This window comes from Vibrio sp. V09_P4A23P171, from assembly GCF_963875615.1.
In the GTDB taxonomy this organism is placed as follows: Bacteria; Pseudomonadota; Gammaproteobacteria; order Enterobacterales; family Vibrionaceae; genus Vibrio; species Vibrio anguillarum.
On the sequence record NZ_CAWNMR010000010.1, the window covers coordinates 29,595 to 48,226 of the forward strand.

An 18,632-nucleotide genomic window follows, 5' to 3' on the forward strand; every position below is an offset into this window, starting at 1 on the left:
TGGGAGAGCAAATGATAGTCAGGCCTTATCCTGACAAAGCCATACATTTCGATACCCAATCCTTTTCTCATTCAACGTACAATCGCCGCACTTAATTATTGAAAAGGGTTGTTGTAACGATGTCAGCAAAATTTGTACTCTCACCCATTATGGGTTTGATGGTTTGTTTGGGTATGCATACACCAACAGTATTGGCTGAGTCAGTCGCTTGGGATCAAGCTGGTCAGCAATGGCAGACTCAACAATCGCAACATTTTATCGTGCACTTTCGCAGTGAATTGGCCCAGTACGCGGCGCGTTCGTTAGATATTGCCGAGAAAGTGCATCAAGACCTTGCCAGTCAATTTTCAAAGATGCCAGCTGAAAAAACGCACCTAACGCTGGTGGATGACTACGACTATTCCAACGGTTGGGCAACGCCGCTGCCTTATGCTCAAATTCGCTTGATCTTAAATCCCCCCAGCGATATCAATGGATTGGAAGGCAATGATGAATGGTTGCACATGCTCATCCGCCATGAGTACACTCACATTGTTCATATGGAATTAAATGAGCGTGCGGTCACCGGAGCTCGGCGTATTTTTGGCCGTCACACACTGCTTTTCCCGCATGCAATGACACCCTCGATGCTGTTAGAAGGGTTAGCTGTTTACATGGAAAGCCAAAATGAACAAGGTTATGGACGTTTGCACAATAGCCATTTTGCGATGCAAATGCGCATGGAAGTGGCGAGCGGACAACTAGCTGATCTCAACCAAATCGTGGTAGCGAACAAACGTTTACCGCTTGGCAGTAATTACCTCTACGGCGCGTATTTTATTGATTATTTAGCCAAAACGTATGGCGAAGACGCACTCCAACATTTTTTAAGCGATTATAGTGGCTACCTAATTCCGGGCGTTTTCTTAAACCGAAGCGCTCAACGTGCTTTTGGTAAAGACTTTTTTGCGCTTTGGCAAGAGTTCCGTGCCGATCTAATCACGCAGTTTTCAGATCAAATTGTGCAAAGTAAGGAACAGCCTTCAGAGGCTCAATCTCTCGATAGCCAGCCGTTTGAATATCTATTAGCCAATGGTGGATCAGAGCAATTACTGGCTTGGCGTCGTGATGGGGTTGATCGAGCAAATTTAGCGATGTGGGATAGTAAGCAAAATCAATGGCAGCGTTTATTGACTACAAAAAGCTTAACTAGCCTCGATGTTCATCCCCAGCAAGGTATCGTCGCGTCACAAGTGAATAGTTATCTTGATGGACGAGTGTTGAATGATCTTTATCGCTACGTTGATGGGCAGTGGCAGCGTTTAACCGAGCAACAGCGCTTTACCCAAGTACGTTGGAGCCGAGATGGGCAAAGTGTTTTCGCTACCCGTCATGAACAAGGGTTGCCTGAGTTATGGCAGGTGACGCTGGATGGGCAGCAAACCCGCCTATGGCAAGGCACATATGGTTGGGTCATTGGTGATATGGCGCTGTCTCCGACAGGCGACATTTATGCTTCCGTGAAGCAGCCGTCTAGCGCTTGGAATATCATGCGTTTTGTCGCCAAAGAGCAGCGCTGGTTGGCTGTCACTGAAACATCAGCAACCGAGCATCAATTGAGTTTTACCCAAGAGGGAGAGTTGCTGCTCAGCGCCGATTACACGGGGCGTTATCAGATCTACCGAATGGACTTGGCCAGTTTGCAGTTGGAGCAGTTAACCAATGAAATTGGTGGTGCTTTTTCTCCGCAATGGAATCAATCGCAAGGGCTTATCTACCAAGCTTATGAGCATGATGGTTACCATTTGCGCCACATTCCGGCGGTGACGGCTTTCAATGAGGCTCCACTGTCTTCCTTTGCCAAGGTGACATCCGTTGCTTCGACGCCGATATCTCAGGTCGAAAAAAGTGACACTACCGACTACTCACCGTTGTCGACTTTAACGCCACGTTATTGGGTTCCCGTTTGGCAAGGGGATGATAACCAATCGTTACTTGGTTTCTCGACCAGTGGTTCAGATGTGTTAGGGCGACACCAATATGAGATCCAAGCGGCTTGGGATACAAAAAATGCGTTGGCGACGTACCAATTGGGGTATCAATATGACAACCGTTGGCAAGCGACGCTCAGCCGAGAGCATGAGTTTAAGTTAAACCCATTGACCAATAAAGACGATCGCATTGTCCGTCAAGATGACTTGACGTTACAACGTAATTATTTATGGCATGGTCTCGATGATAACTTAACGTTTGGTATCGGAACTTATTGGCAGAAAGAGTCATTGATCAAAGCGCCTCAAGGTACGCGCTATACACAAGCCAGTGATGAGTGGCTAGCAGGGGCTGCGCTACAATGGGATAACCGTGAAGGCTTATTGAATGTTCCCGGTTACGCGTGGGGTCATTACGCTGATTTGGTATGGGAGTCCAATGTTGGCGGTGATTACTCTGGACAAAAATGGCATGCGCAGTGGCAAGCACATTGGGACCTCCCGGGGAGCTTCAACCTTACCACTCATCTTGCGGCAGGTTATGCGGACTCAAAAGCCAAACGGTTTGAGCTGGGCAGTTACGAAGGTGACAGCGCGCAGCTCTATGGCCGCCAACAGATAGCGTTGCGTGGCTACAGCTCTGCGGCTCAAGTAGGGCAAGCTTACGCGACACAAAGTGTTGAACTAAGCCGCTTATTGTATCGCGCTGAACGAAACTGGAATTTGTGGCCAATTGGTTTGGGGGATATTTCAGGTTCTGTATTTGTCGACTCAGGATCAAGCTGGAACGATAACCAAAACTACCAAGCCCTGACGGGGATTGGTGCTGAAATGCAGATCGATACCATCGTACTTTATGGCGGCACGTTACCAGTACGGATTGGTTACGCTCATGGATTAGACAGTAAATTAGGCAAAGATGAAGTGTATATCAAGCTAACTGCTCAGTTTTAACCGTTTGTTGAGGAGGAAAGGGTCGCATCAAATGCGACCCTTTTTGCGTTGTAAGCCGAAGCAAGGCTTACTGACCACTCAAACATGAGAGCATGGTTATTTTTAACTAACAATGCGAGGGTTATACCTGAAAACGACTCACGGTATTTTGCAACATCGCCGCTAACTGGCTAAGTTCGACGCACGCTTGAGCGGCGCTGGAAGAACCTTGTGCAACTTGCTTGGCTGATTCACTAATGCGTTCGATATTGCGGCTGAGCTCTTCGCTAACCGAATCTTGCTCTCCGCACGCACTGGCGATTTGAATGGTCATATCAGCAATATGCGCGCTTTGATTACTAATGTGGTCAATCGCGATTTGAGTTTGGCCACTTTGCTCCACACATTGTCCCATAAGTACACTGCTTTGTGACGTCGCTTCACGAGCACGCAGTGCACATGTTTGTAGGCTTTGGATAATATTGACGATGTCGCCCGTCGATTGTTGAGTTTTGCCAGCTAAAGCACGGACTTCATCAGCCACAACCGCAAAACCACGCCCTTGTTCACCAGCACGCGCCGCTTCAATTGCTGCGTTAAGTGCAAGCAAATTGGTTTGGTCGGCGATGTTGCTTATCACGTCAACGACAACGTTAATTTGCTGTGCTTGCTGCTCAAGTTCTAATACGCGTTGTTCTGCTTGATCAATTTCTTGAGTCACAAGAGAGATAGCATTAGCGACGGAATCCATCTGTTTTGATCCAAGGATGGATTGTTGGTTACTTTCACGAGCGGCGTCAGAAGCGACTTCTGTGCTTCGTGCCACTTCTGCAACCGTTGATTTCATTTGCGTCATGGCCGTAGCAATGTGCATGACCTCGACCTGTTGCTCTTGCATGCCCTGTGATGTCTGTTCAGAGACGGCGCTAACTTCATCGACAGCATGAGATAGTTGAGTCGCTCCGGCGATGATCTCTTCCACCATTGAGCGTAAATTCTCTTGCATACTTGAACACGCATCGGCCAATTCACCTAGCTCATCTTGCCCAATATGCTGACGTGCTAATCGATGGCTTAAATTACCTCCAGCAATGGCGTTCGCTTGCTGTACAACCAGCTGTAATGGCTGGCAGATTAAGCGAGAAAGTAATAGTGTAATGAACACCATAAACGCTATCAGCGCAACGATGCTGCCTGTGGAAAATGAGGTGATAGCTTGAATAAGCGTCATCAGTTCAGAGCGATTTTTGGCAACAAAGGTTTGGTTTAAATTGAGAAGATCGTCAATCGCACTCTCTAGGCGTTCAAATGTAACCAAAGAGGCTGAGATATCCCCTTGAGCTTTTACGATATTTTGATTGAGGATATCGTCATTAAAAGAGCCAAGCGCAGTCAAGTAGTCACGCCAGAGGTTTTTAACTGGCATAAAAATCGAACGCTCGTGATCGGTCCAAACCGCACGCTCATAGGTGGCTAGTGCACTATCAATTGCTTGATAGTGTTCCTGCATCCAACGAATATCCTCCGTAATTTCGGCTTGATCGGTTGCGGAAAGCAAACTGATTTGAGCACGTCGCACAGAAGCCATATTGTATTTGACGTTATTGACCATCATCATTGATGGGAGTGTGTCATCCGTTAGATTGAGTAGGTCATCTTGTATTTCGTTCAATGAACGATATAGGTAATAACCGAAGGCGATGTTGACTAACGCGATAATAGTAAAGGCAAGCGCAATTTTTTTGCGAATGGCTAAATCTTTTAAAAAAGACATGGTAATAAGTGACCTCGGAGTAAAACAACGGAGTTATACCTGTCCCACTTGCAGTATTGCTGTATTGATCACGTTCATTGACGCCAATTCCACCATTTTATTGATGTTTTTTCGGCCTCACTTACTGGTCATCGACAGCATCCTAAGTGGCTTGGGTATCGGGTCACGTCCATATGAAAATAGAGAGATATCCATAAAGTTGTGCATCGTATCACAATTGAAACTTGACTCCTATGGTGTTTTTGAGATTTTTGTGAGTGAGATATTGGGTGTGGAGAGCTTAGAATAACGCTCAAGACGGTTATTTTAAGCTTTGTTAAGGTCACAATTCTTTACATCTCAACCACCTAGTTTATAGTGATTTCCATTTTGAATTGGGTGCTAATTGGGTAACGAAAGGGATGGTTGTACTGTTCACTTGGTACTTTTGGCGTTAAGGTAAACGGAAAAAGGTATTTGAATCATGAAGTTAAAAACACGTTTACAACTACTGTCTGCGATCGAACATAAAACTGAAATTCCGATGCTGCTATTATCGGTAGTGTATGTGATCGTCGCTTTACTACCAGATATTGCACCTTTACAACCCGAAGAGCTTGATTTTCTGGAGCATCTGCTTTGGATTATTTGGGCATTGTTTGCAACAGAATTACTTATTAAAGTGTTGCTGAGCCCCAATCCTATCCGTTATATGATTAAGAATTGGCCTGACGTGTTGATTGTGGCCATGCCATTCCTACGTCCGCTCCGTTTTTTACGCATTTTACTGATCTTGCCAAGAGCATGGCGTCAAACAAAGGCGGTACTGAGACAAAAAACGCTCAGCTTTATTGGGCTAACCAGCTTATCGACAGTGCTTCTTTCTGCAGCTTTTGTCTATTTGGTCGAAAAAGGCACGGATAGCCCAATCAATGATTTTTCTGATGCGATTTGGTGGGCAATGACCACGATTACTACTGTTGGTTACGGCGATATGTATCCAATCACTCCATTTGGGCGTGGTGTTGCCGTGTTTCTGATGTTGACGGGTATTACACTTTTCGGTTTATTGACCGCGAGTGTCGCCTCATTTTTCATTGAAGAAGATGGGCAATCAGCAGAGCATAATAGTGCACATCACACGAAACAGCTTAATAAAGTGTTAAAACAACTTTCTGTTCAACAACCTGTTCGCAAGCGTTTTCATTTAGCTCGCTACCGTGCTCAGTTGGCCTCTCGTCATAAGAAATAACCACTGAAGTTCTAGTTATCATCGTATTGGAATGCCAGAGATTGATCTAGGTGGTTTTAAGCAGAGTGATAAACTCACTGAGCGGCATAGGTTTATAAAAGAAATAGCCTTGTAAATAGTCAATTTCTCTTTCGTTCAAAAAATCAATTTGATCTTGGGTTTCCACACCTTCGGCGATGGTTTTTAACCCAAGTCGCTTAGCCAAATCGACTAAGTTTTCAACAATATGGCTAGAGATCGCATCACTACCGATCATGGTAATAAAGCTTCTGTCGATTTTTAAAATGTCAAACTTGAACTCTTGCAAATAGTTCAAACTAGAATGACCCGTACCAAAATCATCAATTGCTAGCAACACACCTATTTTATCCAATGACTGGAAGAGCTTTTTTGCTTCATCACTATCAATAACCAACTCTCTCTCAGTGAGCTCTAGCGTTAAAATATGTTTACGATTGTTGAAGGTTTCAATGAAATGTTTGCAATCATCAAACAAATTGGAAGCTACGCAGTGCTTGGCTGAAATATTAAATCCAATACTGAAATGCTCTGGAAATTGTGACTGATGTAATGAAAGTTCATGCTCTACTTGGGACATTAACTGAGTCGTAATAGGAATGATTAGCCCAGATTCCTCCGCCAGGGGAATAAAAAGATCGGGCCTCACTAATCCATGAACAGGATGTTGCCAGCGGGCAAGCACTTCGATATGGCAGAGCTGGCCACTACCATCAACGATCGGTTGTACATACGGAATGAACTCGTTGGATTGAATAGCGCGTTTTACTTCTCCTTGCATTGACGAAGCTTGGCCGAGTTTCCAAAAAACAAATCCGCCTAAACCGATTCCCATTAAGAGAGCTAACATCGCACTGGTTTGTTTGGTGTTTTTAAAATAAAGCCAGTAGTCATCAATAGTTAATAGGGTCGATAGTGAATAAGGGTAGCGTTCTGAAGTATTAATGATTGTGGGAAATAACGGTTCGGAAGTTACAACGCCGGTCTCGTCGAGATGATTTTTGCCAACGTGAAAATAAAATTTGCCATAGCCATCTAGTAAAATAAGCATGTTAGTTAGGTAATAGGAACTAACTCCAGTGATCACCATACCCTGTTCGTAAGTTCTGTGAAAAGCTAACACAGGCCGGAGAGGTGTGAGTCGATTACCAGCCATTAAATAGAGCTCACCACTGACATAGCTGTCGATTTGGTAGTGATCGTTTACTTGACCGTTTAACGAATTACAATAAATCGTATTTTGTTTGGCTAAATTGATGGTCCGGATATCGGGAGTTGTCGCCACTAGCTCGCGTAAATAATGAATAGCATCTAGGCAATCCATATTGAGATAGGGCGCTGCACGTTCATTGGCAACATGAGCATTTCTTAGCAGTAGATTAATGTAATCCGTACCTTTTACCAAAACGTTTTGCATGTGATGATTCAAATCAGCTCGTGTCTGCCAAGCGATAATTGGGCTAGCTACAACGATGGGCAGTAAGCAAAATAGTAAGCTAACTATCCACCGTCTACATCGTTCATATTTTACAAATGTCTGCATCTGGTCCGAGTGCTATTTGTTTAATCATGCAGTAAGCGTAGCAAATATCCTCTGAAAATCATCCGTTTATTTCGCAGTTTGCTTGAACTTCAACACGACTTACGTCCTTGTAAGTACAAGCCATCATTTTAGCCAATCCATTGATCAAGCATGTGTTTATCTGGTAGCGCTGTCATTGCCCCTTTTTGGGTGGTGGCTAATGCTCCGCAGCCATTAGCCCATTGCACTGCGTTTATGATAGTACCCTTAGTAAACCACTCTTTATGTAATGACAACTGGCAAAGTAATCCACCGACAAAAGCATCTCCGGCACCTGTTGTATCGATAGGTTTTACGGTTTTTCCCGTAATCATTGTTTGCATCTCTGCTGTGATCACCAGCGCTCCTTTTGCACCTTGAGTAATGACAATCAGCGGAATGTTCAATTCTTTCACTGAGATTAATCCCTGCTCAAGGCTAGGGCGCTGCGTGAGCAAGAGCAGTTCGTCATCGGAAAACTTAACCACATCCGCCATTGCCACTACGCTCATCACCACTGGGATCATCTCTTCGGAGTTAGGCCAAACCTCTTCTCGTAGATTGGGATCAAAACTGACAAATCCCCCGTTGGCTTTGATGCGTTTAATCGCTTCAATGGTAGTGCTGCGACTCGGTTCACTGGCCAGTGCAATGGAGCAACAATGCAGCCATTCGCCCGCTAAAAAGGTGGGAATATCTGAACATTGGATGAATTGATCCGCGCTAGGTTTCACCATAAAGGTAAAACTGCGTTCGCCGTGCGAGTCTAAATCGACCACGACGGTTGATGTTCTTTGCTGTTCATCCAACTGCAAATATCGGGTGTCTACTTTCTCTTCGGTTAATGTGGATTGCATAAAGCGCCCCATAGGGTCATTACCCACACGGCCAAAAAAGGCGCTATTACCCCCCAATCTTGCGATGGCAACAGCCACATTCGCCGGAGCACCGCCCGGACATTTGAGATAGTGTGCTTCACCATCAGGAATTAAGTCGACGACCGCGTCGCCTGTCACCCAAACTCGATTCATTTTTTCTTCCAATATCCGTGTTATTCGCTGAAGAAATAAGCCCACTCACATCGAGCGGGCTTAGGAGCATAACAGCCTTGGGGGTTACGCTGTTGCTTGTTTATCAAGCTTTGCGCGCTCTTTGGCACCCAAAACAAGTGTTAAGGTAAAGGCAATGACAAAAGAAAGCAGCATGCCAATCATGTAGTAGCTGATTTTCTCTGGGTTAATGGAAATCACTCCTGGAAGCCCAGCCGCGCCTAACGCTTGTGCTTTGACATTAAACAAGGTAATGAATGCACTGGCACAAGCTGAACCGATGATCGCAGCAATAAATGGGTAGCGAAGTTTCAGGTTTACACCGAACATTGCGGGTTCGGTAATGCCCAGAAGGGCGGTCACACCTGATGGAATCGCAATGCCTTTTAATTTGATATCTTTGGTGTTCATACCAACCGCTAAAGCTGCTGCACCTTGTGCGACGTTTGACATGGCCGCAATAGGAAAAATAAACGTACCGCCAGTAATGGCGATGTCAGCCAATAGTTGTGTTTCGATAGCAATAAAACTGTGGTGCATGCCAGTAATCACAAACGGTGCGTAGATAAAGCCAAACAGTGCACCACCAATGAAGCCAGCAGAATCGTATAGCCAGTTCAGCCCATCACCCAATAGAAAGCCGATATCGCGGGTAATCGGACCTACCAGAGTGAAGGTTAAAAAGCCTGCAATGAAAATCGAGAGCATAGGCGTCAGTAAATTATCCAGTACAGAAGGGATAATTTTGCGCAGGCCATTTTCGATTTTTGCAAGAATAAAGGCGGAGACTAAAACGGGTAAGACAGAGCCTTGATAGCCGACTTTCTGGATCTCAAAACCAAAAATATTCCAAGTAGGGATGGTGCCCGCGACAGACGCGCCGCCAAATCCCCAACCATTAAGCAGGTCTGGGTGAACCATCAACATACCTAATGCAGCGCCAAGAAATGGGTTGCCGCCGAATTTTTTTGAAGCAGAAAATGCCAACAAAACAGGAAGATAAACAAAAGGGGCGTTAGCGAAGGTGTTGATCATGCTGGCAAGATCAGCCAAGCCCGGGTTGGCATCAATCAGTGACTGCCCTTCGATAAAAAGCCCAGTGGCTGTCAGTACATTGAACAACCCCATCAATAAACCGCCAGCAACGATGGCCGGGATAATAGGGACAAAAATGTCCGACAACCCTTTAACGGCGCGCTGCACTAGGTTCTGCTTTTGTGCACCCGCGCTTGCAACATCATTGGTTGACATTTCAGCAAGGCCGGTCAACTTGGCCATTTCCGCATAAACTTGGTTCACGATACCGGAGCCAAAAATAATTTGATATTGGCCAGCGACTTTGAATTGTCCTTTGACACCTTCAAGTGAATCAATGGCTTGTTCATCAACCAATGCGTCATCTTTTAGCGCTAATCTTAAACGTGTTGCACAGTGAGCAAGGGCTTGGATATTTTCTCTGCCACCTAATTGCTCTAATAATTGTTTTGCTATGACTGGATAGTTCATAACCCACCCCGGTTGTTGTTTGGTATCCAGATGACTTGATCTCTTTAAGATAAGCATGGTGGATAAAATTAAAATAAGTATTTTTGGGAACGTTTGCAGAATGGATTTTTGATGAATAATTCAAAGTAGTCAAAAGCCAACCATTGATTCTGTGAATTAGATCAGTAAAAGAGAGATCGATAATTCTACAAACAGCGTTAGAATCACACTATTCGAGCGTTTGCAGCGCTGAGTTTTGCAAACAATCCCAAAACAGAATGAGTAAGGTTATGTATGTCGAGTTTGCACGATGTCGCTAAGCTGGCCGGAGTTTCTAAATCGACGGTTTCACGCGTTGTAAATGATGAGTATGGTGTTAAAGAGTCTACAAAAATCAAAGTGTTAAAGGCAATTTCCGAATGCGGCTATATGGTCAACCAAGTCGCTAAAGATCTCAAATCACAAAAAACCAATTTAATTGGAGTCATCGTTCCGCGAGTCTCTTCGCATGCGACAGCACAAGGCGTTGATGGTTTAAGTGCCATATTTGAACAAGCGGGCAAACACGTGTTGCTTGCCAATACTCATCAAGATCACGCTAAAGAATTGGAATATATTCAAATATTTAATCAAAAGAGGGTCGAAGGCATTGTACTTTACGCTACACACCTTGATATGCCATTAGTGAAAGCCATCCAACAATCTAATGTCCCGGTGGTATTGGTTGGGCAAGATGGCTCACTGCACGATATCCCGAGTATTGTTCATGATGATCTTCGCGTTGGATTCGAAGCGGGTAAACGGTTGATAGCAAAAGGTTGTCAACACATTGGGTTTATTGGTGTTCAGAGCGATGATGTAGCGGTGGATTGCTTGCGTTCTCAAGGGTTAGAGCAAGCACTGGGTATCAACAATTTAACCCTGTTGTTTCATGTGCGTGGTGATTTTTCGATTGAATCTGGTTACTTACAAGCTAAAACATTAATCACGCAATACCCACAATTAGATGGTCTTTTTTGCGCAACCGATAGAATTGCGGTTGGAGCGGTGAAAGCACTGCAAGAGTCTGGAGTTCAGGTTGGATCGCAAATAAAAGTATTAGGAGTTGGCAATGATGAGCTCGCATTTGTCAGTAACCCAAGCTTATCAACATTCAACTATGCCTTTGATAAAGCAGGTGAAAATGCAGCCAAGATGTTGCTTGAACGTATTGCTGGTCGTGGGCAGGAGATGAGTAAAGTCGTGTTAACATTCCAAAATATCGAACGTGAAACCGGCTAAGGCTGAAGGTATTTGCTGAGGGGAAGCCCGCATAATTGAGGGCAATATTTCACCAATGCTTGCAAGCAGGCTTATTTTTTTATATTTTGCAATCGTTCCCAAAAATTGAGTGTAAGTCATGTCATTAGAAACAGTGCCAGTAGAAAAAATGTCATTTGAAGAGATGGTGAGATTAGTTGGCGGCCCAGCCAATATTCAGCGAGTACTCGCACCAAGAGGCGAAATCGTTATTGCGCTGCGAGATCCAGCTTTAGTCAATGTTTTGCCGAGTCATATGCGCTTGCGAGAAGTGCTCGGTGAATGGCAGCTTTCATTTTTGATTCAACAAGATAACATCAATGAATATGCCGATGAACTGATCAACAGTTTAGGTCGAATGATTGATTCTCAGCTGCGGCTTAATGCGTACGCCTATTCCTCGCCAAACGATTGTCCATTTCGTCCTACTTGGCATATTTCTCCGCCGCAAGGGCTGCTCAATGACCCAAACGGTTTCATTTATCACCAAGGAAAATATCATCTTTTTTATCAGTGGTATCCTTATGGGTGTGAGCACAAGGATAAATATTGGGTACAACTGACGAGTACTGATCTTATTCACTGGCAATGGCAAGGTATTGCACTGACTCCATCAGATTGGTATGACAGCCACGGAGTTTTTTCTGGTCATGCTTTAAGTCACAACGATGAGTTGATGCTCTTCTATACTGGCAATGTTCGGTTAGGTGACCAGCGATTGCGTCAAACAACGCAATGTTTAGCCGTGTCGCAAGATGGTCTCCGTTTTGAAAAACGTGGCCCAGTGATCCGTAATTTGCCAACGGGTGTCACGGAACACATTCGCGACCCTAAAATAGTGCGCCACCGAGGCAAATGGCTCATGTTATTGGGCGCGCAAACAACGCAATTGCAAGGTCGGCTCGCTATTTATCATTCACATGATCTTAAAGAGTGGCATTTCGATGGTCTATTTGGTGAAGAAATCGCACCGCTCGGTTACATGTGGGAATGCCCCGATATGTTTGAAATCGCGAGCCAAAGTTATTTTGTTTTTGGCCCTCAAGGGATTATTTCAGATAACGTGAACCACACAGTTGTCCATCAAAATCGTATTGCAAAAGTCTTATGGGATGAAAATGATCATCCTCACTTTTGTCATCTGCAACCACTGGATCACGGCTTTGATTTTTATGCTCCTCAAACAATGCAGACGGCAGACGGGCGGCGTGTCTTGTGTGCATGGATGGGGTTGCCTGACGAAATTAATCATCCTAGTTGTGACAACGGCTGGCTGCATCAACTTACGGCACTGCGAGAGTTGAGTGTTGAGAATGGTCAACTTATTCAAAGGCCTATAAAGGAGCTAGAGCAGTTATGTAACCAGCCGGTAAGTTTGGAGTTAAGCGATAAATGCACCATTCTCAACACCAAAAGTTTTGAAATGTGTATCACTTTGCCGTGGGGGGCAAGCTTACGTTTGTTTGAAAAAGGTGAGCAATACGTTGAACTGAGTTTGGATGCCCAGCAAAAAGTATTACGTTTTGATCGTTCCCATACTTTGATACGTCAAGGTGATGTGATTCGTGAATTGGCCTTAGAGTGTGAACAGGTTGAGCTGCAGATTCTCGCGGATAATTCTTCATTAGAAGTGTTCATCAACGGCGGAAAAGTAGTGATGAGTGCAAGAGTGTTTACCGAACAAGAGGCGACAGGAGTATCACTATTAAATGCGTTGGTTACGGCCAAATACTCGCCTATCCAGCCCGTTAGCGCTTCTTCATTCGCTACTCAATTCTAAATTAAGCCGAAAGTAAACTTTCGGCTTAAAAAATAATAGCCTTTTTCTTTCTTGGTCTATCCTTAAGTAAAAGATAAGTGAGATCAACATGATCGGTATGAGTTCAGACAATAGCAGAGATGATATTGACCTCTCTTCTGGTCTGCGTCCTATTCATTAAACACAAGAGTCAGATAGCTATCATGCGGTGCGATGAAGTCAACGCAGTGCTTAACTCATACCATTGATTAAGGCGAAATGAAGTATGTGGAAAAGTGTCAAAGTGATCTTTGTTACCCAAGTTGTTCTGGCAGTGTCCATTGTGTTGGGCATTTCTAGTTACATTGATTACCAGTCAAAGAAAGCGGAGCTACAACATAGCCTAGATACATCAATCTTGAATGCAAAAGAGCGCTTGAGCTACAGCCTACCTAAAGCAATTTGGGATTTTGATTTACATGCCGCCAAACTCACTATTTCAGCAGAGTTAAATAACCCAGACATACAAGCGGTTAGAGTGAAAGATGCGGGTGGTACACCGCTTCTTTTCCTGAGTACATCACCCGACTCTCAAGATGTGAAAGAGATGGAGCCCAATGAGGGGAAACAATACGAATCCATGCTCTCTTCGGTGCAAAAGCTCACCTTTGTTGAGTATGAAAAGGAAAATGAAGTTGGTCAGGTAGAGCTTTTCTATAACACAGATAGGCTAGAAAAAACCTTGTTACAAAGTCTGCAATATAGCCTGATTGAGTTGCTGATTTTAGATAGCGTAATGATTGTATTCCTAATTTTGGCGTTAACGAAAACCGTCCTTCGCCCGCTCAACGATTTGACAGAGCGAGTGGCCGATCTTGCAACCGGTGAAGGGGATTTAAGTCGCATCATTCCAGAACCCAAATATAGAGAGTTTTCGCAGATCATCCGCAGTATTAATCATTTTACGGAGTCGCTAAGGGAGATAGTTGTACAAGTAACGAATGCTTCTGTGCAGTTAAAAGACACTGCAGAGATGAGTGGTCAGGTTGCCATGAGAAATGCGCAGCAAATTGATCAACAAAAACACAGTTTATCGACCGTCGCTGCCGCTTCCACACAGATGAGTCAGTCGGTGGCAACAGTGGCTGAAACCGCTAATGACGCCGCAAGGCAAGCAAGTGAGGCTTCTCAACTGGTCGATAATGTTTACCACTCAATAGAACGCTCTGCCGCCGAGATTGTAAACATGCGTTCCGAAATGGGTTCGGTAAACGCGGAAATGCATAAGCTGCTTGATGAAGGGCGAAAAATATCAACGGTAGTCGGGGTGATTAATGACATTTCCGAGCAAACCAACTTGCTGGCACTGAACGCTGCTATTGAAGCGGCACGCGCAGGTGAGCATGGTCGTGGTTTTGCAGTAGTGGCTGACGAAGTGCGCAACCTTTCGACCAAAACCAGCCAATCCACCGAACAAATCCAAACCAATATTCGCTCACTTAGCAGTGCAACAGAATCGGTTGAGCAAGAAATTATTCGCATCTCTAATTTGTTAGAAAGCACCGCTAAGCGAGTATCAGAGTCACAACATTCTGTTGAGCAGGTGAAAAATACTATCTCTGAAATTTCTGAAAGAAATGGAGAGATTTCGCATGCCACAGAAGAGCAGAAACAAGCCATTGATGAAGTCAGTCAGGCGATTGTTGAAGCATCAGAGGCCACTAATGAGCTGTCGAGTAGTGGTCAAGATAATGCTCAGAGAACGAAAGAAGTTCTTCAACTGAGCTCAAACATTAAAACTCATATGCGTAAGTTCAAAACATAAGTTCCACCTTCAAGGAGAAGAAAGTATGAAGCGTCTGTTGATCTTTATTTTCAGTATGATGATGGCCTTACCGAGTAGCTTTGCTGCTACTATTACGGCTGCGCAAGATCCATGGCCACCGTTTATTTCACCGGATAAAAGCATGCCGGGGCTATCGGTAGAAATCGCTGTTGCGGCTATGAAAACACAGGGCTATGACGTCAATTTTCAAATCATGCCTTGGTCACGAGCATTAGATGAGGTGAGTAAAGGCAGAATTGATCTGTTGCCCGCAACTTGGTATACGCAGGAGAGAACGGCTTATTTACTTTACAGTGACTCATATTTAGAAAATGAACTGAGCTTTATTAAAAGAGCAGGCGATGCTTTCGAATTTTCAGGTTTAAATAGTTTGAGTGGTAAACAAGTTGGCATCGTTAGGGGCTATGGTTATGGGGATGACTTTTTATCCGCCACTAATTTCAACAAACCAGACGCTAATGATCTCACGACTAACTTGAAGAAACTGCAAGCCAAACGAATTGATCTTACCCTTGAAGATAAGTTGGTTGCGTTATCGACCATGAAAGAGGCGGGCTTAAATAGCAGTGATTTTCAGTTTACCACTGCATCTTTGTCTAAAAATCCTTTACATGTTACCTCAGGCAAAGCGAACCCTAATGCGCAGAAATATATTGATGCGTATAACAAAGGGTTAGCCACGATTAAAGCTGACGGAACATTTGATGCCATTTTAGCGAAATACGGTATTCAGTGATTTTTTTTAAAAAAAAAGGCCGCAGTTTTAACGCTGCGGCCTTTTTCTATTCCAATAGGATTTGAATCCTTTGAAGTAAGCATTGGGGTAAATATTAGCGCTTTGAGCCGCGCTGCTCAGCTTTACGTGCTAATTTTTGCGCACGCTTTTGCTCGATCAGTGATGCGGTATCGCCGCCAATGTGTGCTTCTCCACGCTGTTTTGCGAGCTGAACTTGTTTTTCTCGCTCACGGAAACGGGCCAGTTGTTCCGCAGAGTGAGTACCGAAGCAGGATGGACAACTGACGCCTTGCTCGTAGACTTCGCTCTGTTTGTCTTCATCGGTAATCGGCAAACGGCAAGCGTTACATACATCGTAGTGACTCTCTTTTAAAGCGTGCCCTACAGCCACTCTGCCATCAAACACATAGCAGTCACCTTGCCATAAGCTCTCTTCTTGCGGCACTTCTTCTAAGTATTTCAAAATGCCACCCTCGAGATGGTACACCTCATCGAACCCTTGCTCTTTTAAATAAGCCGTGGATTTTTCACAGCGAATCCCACCAGTACAAAACATCGCGACTTTTTTGTGTTTCTCTGGTGCGAGGTTCTTCTTCACATAATCAGGAAACTCACGAAAGGTTTCAGTGTGTGGGTTAAGCGCATTTTTGAAGGTGCCGATTTGGATTTCATAATCATTACGGGTATCGACAACCAGCACATCAGGGTCTGAAATTAGCGCATTCCAGTTTTCTGGTTTCACGTAAGTGCCCACAACGTGACGAGGGTCAATACCTTCAACGCCCATAGTGACAATCTCTTTTTTTAGCTTCACTTTGGTACGGTTAAATGGCTGCTCTGAGGCTTGTGATTCTTTGTAAACCGTACCTTTCAAGTTCGGTTCAGCATCAAGCCAAGCCAGTAGCACATCTATCCCTTTGCGTGTTGATGCCACGGTGCCGTTAATTCCTTCACTGGCTAATAATAGCGTGCCACGAATTTGGTTTTCCTCCATTAGTTCAAGAAGCGGTGCTTGCAGCTCTTGGTAGTGATTGAGTTCAACAAACTTATAGAGTGCACAGACGACGTACTGACTCATGGGGTACCTTTTAAAAAACGATATAAAGAATGGGGGCGCATTATAGCGAAGGGACGCGCCCACAAATACGGACAATTATTAAGGACAATATTAGATGGGGTAGACCATTGGGAAATCCATGGTTGGATGTGCGGCGACAAGCGACGAGTAGCCATATACCTGCTCAATCCTTTCTGCATTGAGCGCTTCCCAAGGTGGCGCATCACAAACCAGTTTGCCATTGTGCAGCATCACCATGCGATCTGCATATTGAGCCGCAAGGTTGAGATCGTGCAGCACGACTACAACAGCGCACTGCTCTTGGCGTGCTAATGAACGTGCAATGCGCAGTGTATTGTGCTGGTGAGCCAGATCTAACGCTGACGTTGGTTCATCCAGCATCAGGATTTTTTTGTCACCGGAGTGGTGAAGTTGAGTTAATACCCGCGCCAGATGTAAACGTTGTTTTTCACCACCCGATAAAGCCGGGTAGAGATTGTTCGCTCTATCGCTGATATCGGTTTGTTGCATGTAGTGTAGCGCCACTTCACTGACTTGTTGGTGGCTTAAATTTAATGGCAGTGCGCCTAATTCCACCACTTCTTGAGCGATAAAAGGAAAGCTCAACGTACTTTGCTGCGGAAGAATAGCCAAGTGCTTTGCTAACTCATTCGGTTGCCACAGTGCTTGCGGAACACCGAAGTAAGCCATTTTGCCTGTTGATGAGATTTCACCGCTGAGTATTTTCAGCAAGGTACTTTTTCCAGCACCATTGGGGCCAAGTAACGCTGTGACTTGACCTGAAAAAATCTCAATATCAATCTTATCCAAAATGGTTCGATGGCCAAATGTAACCGATATATTACTGGCTTGGATCGCTGCCGTTGTACTCAAAATACTTTGCCTTTTTGTTGAAACAGAAGATAAAGGAAGAAAGGTGCACCCACCAGCGCAGTCACAATCCCGACAGGCAGCTCCGCAGGTGCCACTGCTATACGGGCAAACATATCGGCGACAGTGAGTAAGAGTGCACCAAGTAAAGCTGAAATGGGGATCAAACTACGGTGATCGGGGCCAACCAGCATCCGGCCTAGATGAGGGATGACCAAACCGATAAAACCAATCATACCCACCGCGCTGACGGTCACTCCAACGCCGAGTGCGCTGAGTAAAATCATTGAACGTTTAAGCCGTTGCACAGAAATGCCTAGATGACGCGCTTCAGACTCGCCAAGTAATAATGCGTTGAGCGCCATCGCTTGACGAGAGAAACAGACGAGCAGCAGCAGTAAGGTCAGAGCGCACAAGAGAATATTTTGCCAGTTTGCACCCGCCAGTGATCCCATTGACCACAATGAGAGATCGCGCAGCATTTGATCGTCTGCAACATAATTCAAATAGCCAATACCCGCCCCCGATAGCGCGCTGATGGCGACGCCTGCGAGTAGCATGATGGTGACGGAAGTACCAAATTTACTGGTGCCTAATTGGTAAACCAACAAGGTAGTCAATGCACCGCCTAAAAAGGCAAAAATAGGTACCACCGCAGCGCTCATCCACGGGTTGGAAAACAGCGCTAAATTGGCGAATAGCACAATCGCAAGTGCGGCTCCGAGGGCTGAACCTGCCGAAACACCGATAATGCCAGGCTCAGCTAATGGATTACGAAACAAGCCTTGCATCACCGTTCCGCACAGTGCCAAAATTGCTCCAACCAACAAGCAGAGCAGGGTCCGCGGAAAGCGTATCTCGTGGATGACTAAATTGATGTGCGCGGCAATGTCATTGGAGTGCAGCACGAGACTTTTTATGCTGTCACTGAAGCTGATATTCATTGGACCAACGGTGACAGAATAAAGGCTCACTAAGATTACCAAAACTAACAGCGTTGCATTCACCACATTTTTTGAGAGATGACGTAACAAAATAAGTTCC

13 protein-coding genes are annotated in these 18,632 nt (G+C 44.8%); 6 read left to right on the forward strand and 7 right to left on the reverse strand.

Annotated elements, in window-relative coordinates:
* Positions 1 to 119: 119 nt before the first annotated feature.
* On the forward strand, positions 120 to 2,924 hold the full coding sequence (locus AACT23_RS04125) for a TolB (protein WP_094127080.1): 2,805 nt from the start codon (positions 120 to 122) through the stop codon (positions 2,922 to 2,924).
* A gap of 121 nt (positions 2,925 to 3,045) precedes the next feature.
* On the opposite strand, the gene AACT23_RS04130 is transcribed toward AACT23_RS04125, so the two are convergent.
* A complete protein-coding gene (locus tag AACT23_RS04130) occupies positions 3,046 to 4,677 on the reverse strand; it encodes a methyl-accepting chemotaxis protein (protein WP_013856720.1) in 1,632 nt (543 codons plus the stop codon).
* Between the two features lie 463 nt (positions 4,678 to 5,140).
* Between AACT23_RS04130 and AACT23_RS04135 the strand changes: the two genes are divergently transcribed.
* Complete coding sequence (locus AACT23_RS04135; RefSeq protein ID WP_013856721.1) at positions 5,141 to 5,908, forward strand: potassium channel family protein; 768 nt, start codon at positions 5,141 to 5,143, stop codon at positions 5,906 to 5,908.
* Between the two features lie 46 nt (positions 5,909 to 5,954).
* Here AACT23_RS04135 and AACT23_RS04140 read toward each other — a convergent pair whose 3' ends face one another.
* The 3 genes from AACT23_RS04140 to AACT23_RS04150 all read right to left on the reverse strand — a co-directional run bounded on the left by AACT23_RS04140 (position 5,955) and on the right by AACT23_RS04150 (position 10,042).
* Positions 5,955 to 7,343: an EAL domain-containing protein gene (locus tag AACT23_RS04140; RefSeq protein WP_255211867.1), complete on the reverse strand. Its 1,389-nt coding sequence runs from the start codon at positions 7,341 to 7,343 to the stop codon at positions 5,955 to 5,957.
* A gap of 254 nt (positions 7,344 to 7,597) precedes the next feature.
* Positions 7,598 to 8,518: an aminoimidazole riboside kinase gene (locus AACT23_RS04145; protein WP_094127084.1), complete on the reverse strand. Its 921-nt coding sequence runs from the start codon at positions 8,516 to 8,518 to the stop codon at positions 7,598 to 7,600.
* A gap of 84 nt (positions 8,519 to 8,602) precedes the next feature.
* Complete coding sequence (locus AACT23_RS04150; protein ID WP_094127086.1) at positions 8,603 to 10,042, reverse strand: sucrose-specific PTS transporter subunit IIBC; 1,440 nt, start codon at positions 10,040 to 10,042, stop codon at positions 8,603 to 8,605.
* A gap of 273 nt (positions 10,043 to 10,315) precedes the next feature.
* On the opposite strand from AACT23_RS04150, the gene AACT23_RS04155 reads away from it, so the two are divergent.
* The 4 genes from AACT23_RS04155 to AACT23_RS04170 all read left to right on the forward strand — a co-directional run bounded on the left by AACT23_RS04155 (position 10,316) and on the right by AACT23_RS04170 (position 15,640).
* Positions 10,316 to 11,302: a LacI family DNA-binding transcriptional regulator gene (locus AACT23_RS04155; protein ID WP_010319758.1), complete on the forward strand. Its 987-nt coding sequence runs from the start codon at positions 10,316 to 10,318 to the stop codon at positions 11,300 to 11,302.
* A gap of 118 nt (positions 11,303 to 11,420) precedes the next feature.
* Positions 11,421 to 13,100, forward strand: coding sequence for a glycoside hydrolase family 32 protein (locus AACT23_RS04160; protein WP_094127088.1), 1,680 nt, complete (start codon positions 11,421 to 11,423; stop codon positions 13,098 to 13,100).
* A gap of 244 nt (positions 13,101 to 13,344) precedes the next feature.
* Positions 13,345 to 14,883 (forward strand): methyl-accepting chemotaxis protein, encoded by a 1,539-nt coding sequence (locus AACT23_RS04165; RefSeq protein WP_013856727.1) that lies wholly within the window; start codon positions 13,345 to 13,347, stop codon positions 14,881 to 14,883.
* A 25-nt stretch (positions 14,884 to 14,908) separates the two neighbouring features.
* Positions 14,909 to 15,640, forward strand: coding sequence for a transporter substrate-binding domain-containing protein (locus AACT23_RS04170; RefSeq protein WP_013856728.1), 732 nt, complete (start codon positions 14,909 to 14,911; stop codon positions 15,638 to 15,640).
* A 94-nt stretch (positions 15,641 to 15,734) separates the two neighbouring features.
* Here the strand turns inward: AACT23_RS04170 and trhO are convergent, their stop codons facing one another.
* From trhO to AACT23_RS04185, 3 genes are all read right to left on the reverse strand, one after another.
* On the reverse strand, positions 15,735 to 16,718 hold the full coding sequence (trhO, locus tag AACT23_RS04175) for an oxygen-dependent tRNA uridine(34) hydroxylase TrhO (RefSeq protein WP_026027546.1): 984 nt from the start codon (positions 16,716 to 16,718) through the stop codon (positions 15,735 to 15,737).
* A gap of 90 nt (positions 16,719 to 16,808) precedes the next feature.
* Complete coding sequence (locus AACT23_RS04180; protein WP_094123301.1) at positions 16,809 to 17,591, reverse strand: heme ABC transporter ATP-binding protein; 783 nt, start codon at positions 17,589 to 17,591, stop codon at positions 16,809 to 16,811.
* The gene (locus AACT23_RS04185) at positions 17,588 to 18,622 is read right to left on the reverse strand and encodes a FecCD family ABC transporter permease (RefSeq protein ID WP_094127090.1); all 1,035 of its coding nucleotides are present in this window, start codon (positions 18,620 to 18,622) and stop codon (positions 17,588 to 17,590) included. The genes AACT23_RS04180 and AACT23_RS04185 overlap by 4 nt, the downstream gene beginning before the upstream one ends.
* Positions 18,623 to 18,632: the final 10 nt, after the last annotated feature.

Excerpts from the sequence above, each read along its gene's own strand:
- AACT23_RS04125 (WP_094127080.1), top strand. The coding sequence starts at position 120 with ATGTCAGCAAAATTTGTACTCTCACCCATTATGGGTTTGATGGTTTGT.
- AACT23_RS04130 (WP_013856720.1), bottom strand. The coding sequence starts at position 4,677 with ATGTCTTTTTTAAAAGATTTAGCCATTCGCAAAAAAATTGCGCTTGCC.
- AACT23_RS04135 (WP_013856721.1), top strand. The coding sequence starts at position 5,141 with ATGAAGTTAAAAACACGTTTACAACTACTGTCTGCGATCGAACATAAA.
- AACT23_RS04140 (WP_255211867.1), bottom strand. The coding sequence starts at position 7,343 with ATGCAAAACGTTTTGGTAAAAGGTACGGATTACATTAATCTACTGCTA.
- AACT23_RS04145 (WP_094127084.1), bottom strand. The coding sequence starts at position 8,518 with ATGAATCGAGTTTGGGTGACAGGCGACGCGGTCGTCGACTTAATTCCT.
- AACT23_RS04150 (WP_094127086.1), bottom strand. The coding sequence starts at position 10,042 with ATGAACTATCCAGTCATAGCAAAACAATTATTAGAGCAATTAGGTGGC.
- AACT23_RS04155 (WP_010319758.1), top strand. The coding sequence starts at position 10,316 with ATGTCGAGTTTGCACGATGTCGCTAAGCTGGCCGGAGTTTCTAAATCG.
- AACT23_RS04160 (WP_094127088.1), top strand. The coding sequence starts at position 11,421 with ATGTCATTAGAAACAGTGCCAGTAGAAAAAATGTCATTTGAAGAGATG.
- AACT23_RS04165 (WP_013856727.1), top strand. The coding sequence starts at position 13,345 with ATGTGGAAAAGTGTCAAAGTGATCTTTGTTACCCAAGTTGTTCTGGCA.
- AACT23_RS04170 (WP_013856728.1), top strand. The coding sequence starts at position 14,909 with ATGAAGCGTCTGTTGATCTTTATTTTCAGTATGATGATGGCCTTACCG.
- trhO (WP_026027546.1), bottom strand. The coding sequence starts at position 16,718 with ATGAGTCAGTACGTCGTCTGTGCACTCTATAAGTTTGTTGAACTCAAT.